The 7,035-nt window shown below is 70.6% G+C and carries 6 protein-coding genes; all 6 read right to left on the reverse strand.

Annotation, left to right across the window (positions count from 1 at the left end; translation table 11 throughout):
* Positions 1-434, reverse strand: a 434-nt coding sequence (locus tag AC32QD_RS00750; RefSeq protein ID WP_492008564.1) for an FtsW/RodA/SpoVE family cell cycle protein, incomplete at its 3' end; no start/stop codon positions are given.
* Complete coding sequence (gene mrdA / locus AC32QD_RS00755) at positions 431-2,455, reverse strand: penicillin-binding protein 2 (protein ID WP_492008565.1); 2,025 nt, start codon at positions 2,453-2,455, stop codon at positions 431-433. The genes AC32QD_RS00750 and mrdA, both read right to left, overlap by 4 nt.
* A gap of 4 nt (positions 2,456-2,459) precedes the next feature.
* Complete coding sequence (locus AC32QD_RS00760) at positions 2,460-2,984, reverse strand: hypothetical protein (protein WP_492008566.1); 525 nt, start codon at positions 2,982-2,984, stop codon at positions 2,460-2,462.
* A gap of 3 nt (positions 2,985-2,987) precedes the next feature.
* Complete coding sequence (gene mreC, locus AC32QD_RS00765; protein WP_492008567.1) at positions 2,988-3,896, reverse strand: rod shape-determining protein MreC; 909 nt, start codon at positions 3,894-3,896, stop codon at positions 2,988-2,990.
* Positions 3,897-3,915: 19 nt separating this feature from the next.
* A complete protein-coding gene (locus AC32QD_RS00770; protein ID WP_492008568.1) occupies positions 3,916-4,956 on the reverse strand; it encodes a rod shape-determining protein in 1,041 nt (346 codons plus the stop codon).
* Positions 4,957-5,473: 517 nt separating this feature from the next.
* A partial coding sequence (locus tag AC32QD_RS00775) for a 2-isopropylmalate synthase (protein ID WP_492008569.1) occupies positions 5,474-7,035 on the reverse strand: 1,562 nt, incomplete at its 5' end.

The following is a 7,035-nucleotide window of genomic DNA, read 5'->3' on the forward strand; positions in this document are numbered from 1 at the left end:
GGGTGCGAGACCCGGTCGCGGTCGAGCCAGTCGTAATAGCGCGCCAGCGCCATGACGAGGGCGATCTTCATCAGCTCGGAGGGCTGCAGCTGCACCGGCCCGAGATTGATCCAGCGGGTCGCGCCCATGCCGGTGTGGCCCGCCACGGCGACCGCGACGAGCAGGGCCAGCGCGCCGATATAGGCCACGGGCGAGACGGCGCGGAAGAAGCGGATGTCGATCATGCCGACGATCACCATCAGCACGATGCCGAAGGCGAAGCGGCTCATCTGGCGCGCGGCCCAGGGATGCACCGAGCCGCCGGCCACCGAGTAGAGCATCAGGAAGCCGAAGCAGGAGATGGCGGTGATCAGCAGCACCAGCGGCCAGTTCAGCCGCAGGAGCTTCCTGACCAGGCCCGGATCGTCGCGCGGGGGGCCGAGGTTCATGCTCATGTGCGCAGCCTCGGCTGGCCGGCGGTGGGCGACGTGTCCGCGGGCCGCGGCTCGGGCTGGGGCGGTAGCCGGTCGGGGGCCTGGCCGGGGGGGTAGGCGCGCAGCGGGATGTCCGGGCCGTAAAGCGCGCGCAGCATCACGTCGCGGGCGATCGGCGCGGCGGTGTGCGAGCCGCCGCCGCCGTGCTCGACCACCACCGCGACCGCATATTTCGGCGCCTGGAACGGGGCGAAGCAGATGAACAGCGCGTGGTCGCGGTGGCTCCAGGGCAGGTCCTGGTTGCGGGTGAGGCCGGCGGCGCGCTCGGCCGCGGTGATGTTGCGCACCTGGCTGGTGCCGGTCTTGCCGGCCATCAGCGCCGCGGGGTCGGCGATGCGCGAGCGCCGGGCGGTGCCATGGGCGCCGTTGACCACGTCGTACATGCCCCCCTGCACCAGCGCCAGGTGATCGGGGCGCAGCCCGATCGCGGCGGCGTCGGCGACCGGCACGGGGTTGCCGGCACGGGCGCGAATCAGGCGCGGCGCCACAGCCCGGCCGGTGGCGATGCGCGCGGCCATCACCGCGAGCTGCAGCGGCGTGGCCAGCACGTAGCCCTGGCCGATGGCGGCGTTGAGCGAGTCGCCCATCTGCCAGGCGGCGTCGTGCGCCTGCTTCTTCCAGTCGCGGTCGGGCATCAGCCCGTCCTGCAGCGCCGGGATCGGCAGGTCGAAGCCGGTGCCGAGCCCGAAGCGCCGGGCCATCGCCGCCATGCGGTCGATGCCCAGCCGCTTGCCCATCTCGTAGAAGAACACGTCGCAGGACTGCTCGATCGCCTGGCGCAGGCGCAGATGCCCGTGCCCGCCATGCCGCCAGCAGTGGAAGACGCGGCGGCCGAGCTTCATGTAGCCGGGGCAGAACACCGTCTCGGTCGGTGTGACCACGCCGGCCGCGAGCGCGGCCAGCGCCACGGTCGGCTTGAAGGTCGAGCCGGGCGGATACATGCCGCTGGCCCACTTGTTGGCGAGCGGCCGGTGGTCGTTGTGCAGCAGCGCCTGCCAGTCGGTCGTGGAGATGCCGCGCACGAACAGGTTCGGGTCGTAGGAGGGGTTGGAGACCGCGGCGACGATGTCGCCGTTGGTCACGTCGATGACCACCGCCGCGGCGCTCTGGTCGCCGAGCCGCCTGGCGATGTCGGCCTGCAGGCCCAGATCGATGGTCAGGTGCAGGTCAGTGCCCGGCGTGCCCGGCTGGCGATCGATCTCGCGCATCACGCGGCCCATGGCGTTGACCTCGATCCTCAGCGTGCCGGCCTTGCCGCGCAGCTCGTCCTCGAGCGCCCGCTCGATGCCGGTCTTGCCGATCTGGAAGTCGGGGATCTGGAGCACCGGGTCGGGGGTTTTCTGGTCCTTCAGGTCCTTCTCGGTAACGCGGCCGACATAGCCGATGATGTGGGCGGTGAGCTGGCCGTCCGGGTACTGGCGCGAGAGCCCGACCTCGGGCTGCACCCCGGGCAGGGCGGGCAGGTTGGCGTTGACCGCGGCGAACTGGTGCCAGCTCAGGTGCTCGGCGGCGAGCACCGGGACGAAGGCGGCCTTTTGCAGCATCTCCCTGGAGGTATGGCGGCGCTGGTTCTCGGGCAGGTCGATGATCAGGCCGAGCTTGTCGAGCAGCTTGTGCACGTTGCCGGCCTGCTCGCGCACCAGCACGACCCGGTAGTTTTGCTGGTTGACCGCCAGCGGCGCGCCGCCGCGGTCGAAGATCTGGCCGCGCACCGGCGGGATCAGGCGGATGTTGATGCGGTTCTCCTCGGCCAGCAGGCGGTACTTGTCGGCATCGAGGATCTGCAGCTGGCGCAGGCGGAAGACCAGCGCCCCGCCCACGGCGAGCTGGAGCCCGAGCAGGATCAGCCCGCGCCGCGTGATCGGGCGGTGCTTCTCGCCCTCGCCATTGCCGTTGCCGTTGGCGCGGGCGTCGGTGCGGGGGCGCATGTCCGGACGCGGGCGGCCGTCGGGGCGGGGCTTGCGGCGGCGGAACAGGGCCATCGGCTCAGCCCTCCGCGGCGCCGGCGCGCCGCACGCCGAACGGCCAGCGCAGGAGCGCGGCGAGCGGCGGGTAGAGGGCGAGCGTGACCAGCCATTGCTGGCCCAGCTCGACCAGGTAGGGCGGGTGCGCCAGCACCAAGAGCACCATCAGCCACTGCGCCAGCAGCATGGCGGCGAAGGCGCCGGCGACGGCCAGCCACTCGGAGCCGAAGCCGCGCCGCGACAGCGGATCGGCGCCGGCCTTCAGCCCCTCGGAGGCGAGCACCAGGGTCAACGGGCCGGCCCCTGCAGGCAGGTCGGTGAGCAGGTCGCGGGCGAGACCGAGGCCGAAGATCAGCAGCAGCGGCACCGCCTGCGGGCGGCGCAGCGACCAGCAGGCGACGATGCAGAAGAGCAGGTCGGGCGACGGCCAGGCATCGGCGCGGAAGCCGAGCGGCGCCGATTCGATCGAGACCGCGACGAGCGCCAGCACGGACACGAAGGCCATGTTGGCGAGGCGCGCGGGGGTCAGCCAGACCGGCAACTCCATGGCTCAGCCTCCCGTTCCGGGCGGCGCCGGGGGTCCGGGGGCATCGCTGACCGGCGAGAGGATCAGGCCGGCGGGCTGATCGACCTTGGTGTTTGGGCTATAGCGCAGCAGGCGCACGAACTCGAGCCGGTCGTAGTCGGCGCTGAGCGCCACGCGCCAGCGGTTGCCGGGCAGGGCGATGACATGGCCGACCGGCAGGTCGGGCGGGAACACGCCGCCGTCGCCGGTGCTGCGCACCTGGTCGCCCGGCTTGATGGCGTCGGTCGCCTCGAGGAACTCGAGTTTGGGCGCCGGGGTGCCGTCGCCGGCCAGGATGGCGCGGCTGCCCGAGGGCTGCACCACCACCGGCACGCGCGAGGAGAAGTCGGTCAGGAGCAGGATGCGCGTGGCGTGCTTGCCGACCCCGACGACGCGGCCGACCAGCCCGCTGCCGTCGACTGCGGCGGCGCCGTCCATGACGCCGTCGCGGCTGCCGACATTGACCAGGGCCGACTGGCGGAACGGCCCGCCCGAATCGGCCATCACGTCGCCGGTGACGAAGGTGGTGCGCGGCGCCACGCGCACGTTGTTGAGCGCGCGCAGCTGGGCGTTCTCCTCCTCGAGCTGGCGCGCGGTCTCGCGCCAGGCGCGCAGACGCTGGATCTCGCGCCTGAGATCCCGGTTCTGGTCGTAGACGTCGAAGAATTTGCGATAGTCGTTGGCGAATCCGGATGCGAATTCAATGGGCTGGTCGATGAAGTTCATGGAGGGCAGCACCGCGTCGGTAAGCTCCATGCGCAGCCGGTCGAGGCGCGGGTTGTCGCTGCGCCACAGGATCAGCAGGAACACGGAGGCAAGGACGACGAGCCCGAGCAGGATGCGGTGAACCGTTCGGGTGAGTGCCGTTTCCTCGGGCGAGCCTGCTCGCCTCACCTCCCTCGTCCTCCCGTTGTCAGACGCCGACCTTCATCACGTGGCCGAGGCGGTCGAGATGCTCGAGCGCCCGGCCGGTGCCCAGCGCGACGCAGGCCAGGGGCTCCTCGGCGACCGAGATCGCCAGCCCGGTCTGCTCGCGCAGCACCACGTCGAGGTCCCTGAGCAGCGCGCCGCCGCCCGCGAGCATGACGCCGTTGTCGACAATGTCGGCGGCGAGATCGGGGGGCGTCGCTTCGAGCGCGACCATCACCGCCTCGACGATCTGCTGCACCGGCTCGGTCAGCGACTCGGCGATCTGGGCCTGGGTGATCTCCTGCTCCTTCGGCACGCCGTTGAGCAGGTCGCGGCCGCGGATCATAAGCGACTCGCCGACGCCGTCCGACGGCATGCGGGCGGTGCCGATGGAGTGCTTGATCTTCTCGGCGGTGGACTCGCCGATCAGCATGTTGTGCTGGCGGCGCAAGTGGCTGATGATCGCCTCGTCCATCTTATCGCCGCCGACCCGGACCGAGCGGGCGTAGACGATGTCCGACAGCGAGAGCACGGCGACCTCGGTGGTGCCGCCGCCGATGTCGACGATCATCGAGCCGGTGGGCTCGGTGATCGGCAGCCCCGCGCCCAGCGCCGCGGCGATCGGCTCGGGGATCAAGAGCGCCTTGCGCGCGCCGGCCGAGAGCACCGATTGCTCGATCGCCCGCTCCTCGACCGCGGTGGCGCCGTAGGGCACGCAGCACACGATCATGGGCTTGGAGAACATGGTGTTCGGCTGCACCTTCTTGATGAAGTGCTTGATCATCTCCTCGGCGACCTCGAAGTCGGCGATGACGCCGTCGCGCATCGGCCGGATCGCCTGGATCGAGCCGGGGGTGCGGCCGACCATCAGCTTGGCGTCCTCGCCGACGGCCTTGACCTCCTTGCGGCCCTGGATGGTCTGGTAGGCGACGACCGAGGGCTCGTTGAGCACGATGCCCTTGCCCTTGACGTAGACCAGCGTGTTGGCGGTCCCGAGATCGATGGCCATGTCGTTCGAGAAAATGCCGAACAAACCGTTGAACATGCGTTTGCCTTTTGCCTGCTCCGGCGCACCCGGGGACGACCCCGGGGTGATTCTCGCGCCGACGATGTCTTCGCGGTGATTCCCCTGCCCGGAAAATCTCTGCCCTGCCAAAGTCTCCGGCGCTTTCCCTCGCGTGCGCCCCGGAGAGGCGGTCTCGGGGGCCGCCTTGGGCGTCGCTTATATGCTGCGAGCCCGAGGGGCGTCAAAGAGAAAGCTGGGTGCGCGGGCGCCCGCGGTGCGGTGGCGTGTCGCGGCCGGAGGGGCAGGGTGCGGGGGCGGGGGGGGGGCGGTCGGGCGGTGGCCGGGCGGTTGGCCGAGAGAACGGGCCCGGGAGTCGATCCGGGGCCGCGCTTGTGAAGCGGCTTCGAGGAGGTCCCGGCTCGGGGGCCGGGACCAGTGTAGAGGATGGAGCTGGGGCCTGTGGGAGGAGGTCCCGGCTCGGGGGCCGGGACCAGTGGTGATGTGGGGCCGGGGCCTGTGGAGGTTTGGGCCGGGGCCCCGTGCGGGCGTGGGGAGCTCAGACCGCCACGGCGGGCTTGGTCTTCTGGCGGCGCACCAGGAGCTTGTTGAGCGCGTGCACATAGGAGCGGCAGGAGGCCACCACGGTGTCGGTGTCCGACGACTGGGCGGTGACGATCTTGCCCTCCTCGCGCATGCGCACGCTGACCGTGGCCTGGGCGTCGGTGCCCTCGGTCACGGCGTGGACCTGGTAGAGCTCGAGCGTGGCGTGGTGCGGCACCAGCGCATTGACCGCGTTGAAGGCGGCGTCCACCGGGCCGTCGCCCTCGGCGGTGGTGCGCTGTTCCTTGCCGTCGATCTCGAGGATGATGTCGGCGGACTGGGGCGCCTCGGTGCCGCAGATGACGCGCAGGAACTTGAGCTTGATGCGCTCGGCGCCGGCATCGGCCGTGGCCTCCTCGACCAGGGCGATGATGTCGTCGTCGAACACCTCCTTCTTGCGGTCGGCCAGGGCCTTGAAGCGCACGAAGGCCTCCTGCAGCGCGTTCTGGCCGAGATCGACGCCCAGCTCCTTGAGCTTCTCCTTGAAGGCGTGGCGGCCCGAGTGCTTGCCCATGACCAGGTTGGACTTGGTCAGGCCGACATCCTCGGGGCGCATGATCTCGTAGGTGCCGTGGTGCTTGAGCATGCCGTCCTGGTGGATGCCGGCCTCGTGGGCGAAGGCGTTCTTGCCGACCACCGCCTTGTTGTACTGGACGGGAAAGCCGGTGATGCCCGAGACCAGGCGCGAGGCCTGCATGATCCGGGTGGTGTCGATGGCGGTGTCGTAGGGCATCAGGTCGTGGCGCACGCGCATGGCCATCACGACCTCCTCGAGCGCGGTGTTGCCGGCGCGCTCGCCCAGCCCGTTGATGGTGCACTCGATCTGGCGCGCGCCCGCCTCGACCGCGGCCAGCGAGTTGGCCACGGCCATGCCCAGGTCGTTGTGGCAGTGGGTCGAGAGGGTCACATGCTCGATGCCCGGCACGCGCTCCCTGAGCATGCGGATGATCGCGGCCGACTCGCCGGGCATGGTGTAGCCCACCGTGTCGGGGATGTTGATGGTGCTGGCGCCGTTCTCGATCGCGGTCTGCACCGCGAGGCACAGGAAGTCGCGGTCCGAGCGCGTCGCGTCCTCGGGCGACCACTGCACGTCGTCGACGAGGCTGCGGGCGTGGGAGACCGATTTCTCGATCTGCTCCAGCACCTGGTCGCGCGTCATCTGGAGCTTGTGCTGCATGTGCAGGTCGGAGGTGGCGATAAAGGTGTGGATGCGCTTCTTGGGCGCGTATTGCAGCGCCTCGTAAGCCCGGTCGATGTCGGCCTTGCCCGAGCGGGCGAGGCCGGCGACGGTGGCGCGCTCGATCACGCGCGCGATCTCGCGCACCGCCTCGAAGTCGCCGACCGAGGCGATCGGGAAGCCGGCCTCGATGATGTCGACGCCCATCTCGTCGAGCAGCTGGGCGATCTGGAGCTTCTCGTCGAGCGTCATCGAGGCGCCGGGCGACTGCTCGCCGTCGCGCATGGTGGTGTCGAAGATCTTCACGCGGTCCGATACCGCGGGTTTCGTGTTGTCGGTCA

This window comes from Thermohalobaculum sp., assembly GCF_058622915.1.

Bases quoted from the DNA above. Each gene is read 5' to 3' on its own strand.
- mrdA (WP_492008565.1), bottom strand. From the start codon at position 2,455: ATGGCCCTGTTCCGCCGCCGCAAGCCCCGCCCCGACGGCCGCCCGCGT.
- AC32QD_RS00760 (WP_492008566.1), bottom strand. From the start codon at position 2,984: ATGGAGTTGCCGGTCTGGCTGACCCCCGCGCGCCTCGCCAACATGGCC.
- AC32QD_RS00770 (WP_492008568.1), bottom strand. From the start codon at position 4,956: ATGTTCAACGGTTTGTTCGGCATTTTCTCGAACGACATGGCCATCGAT.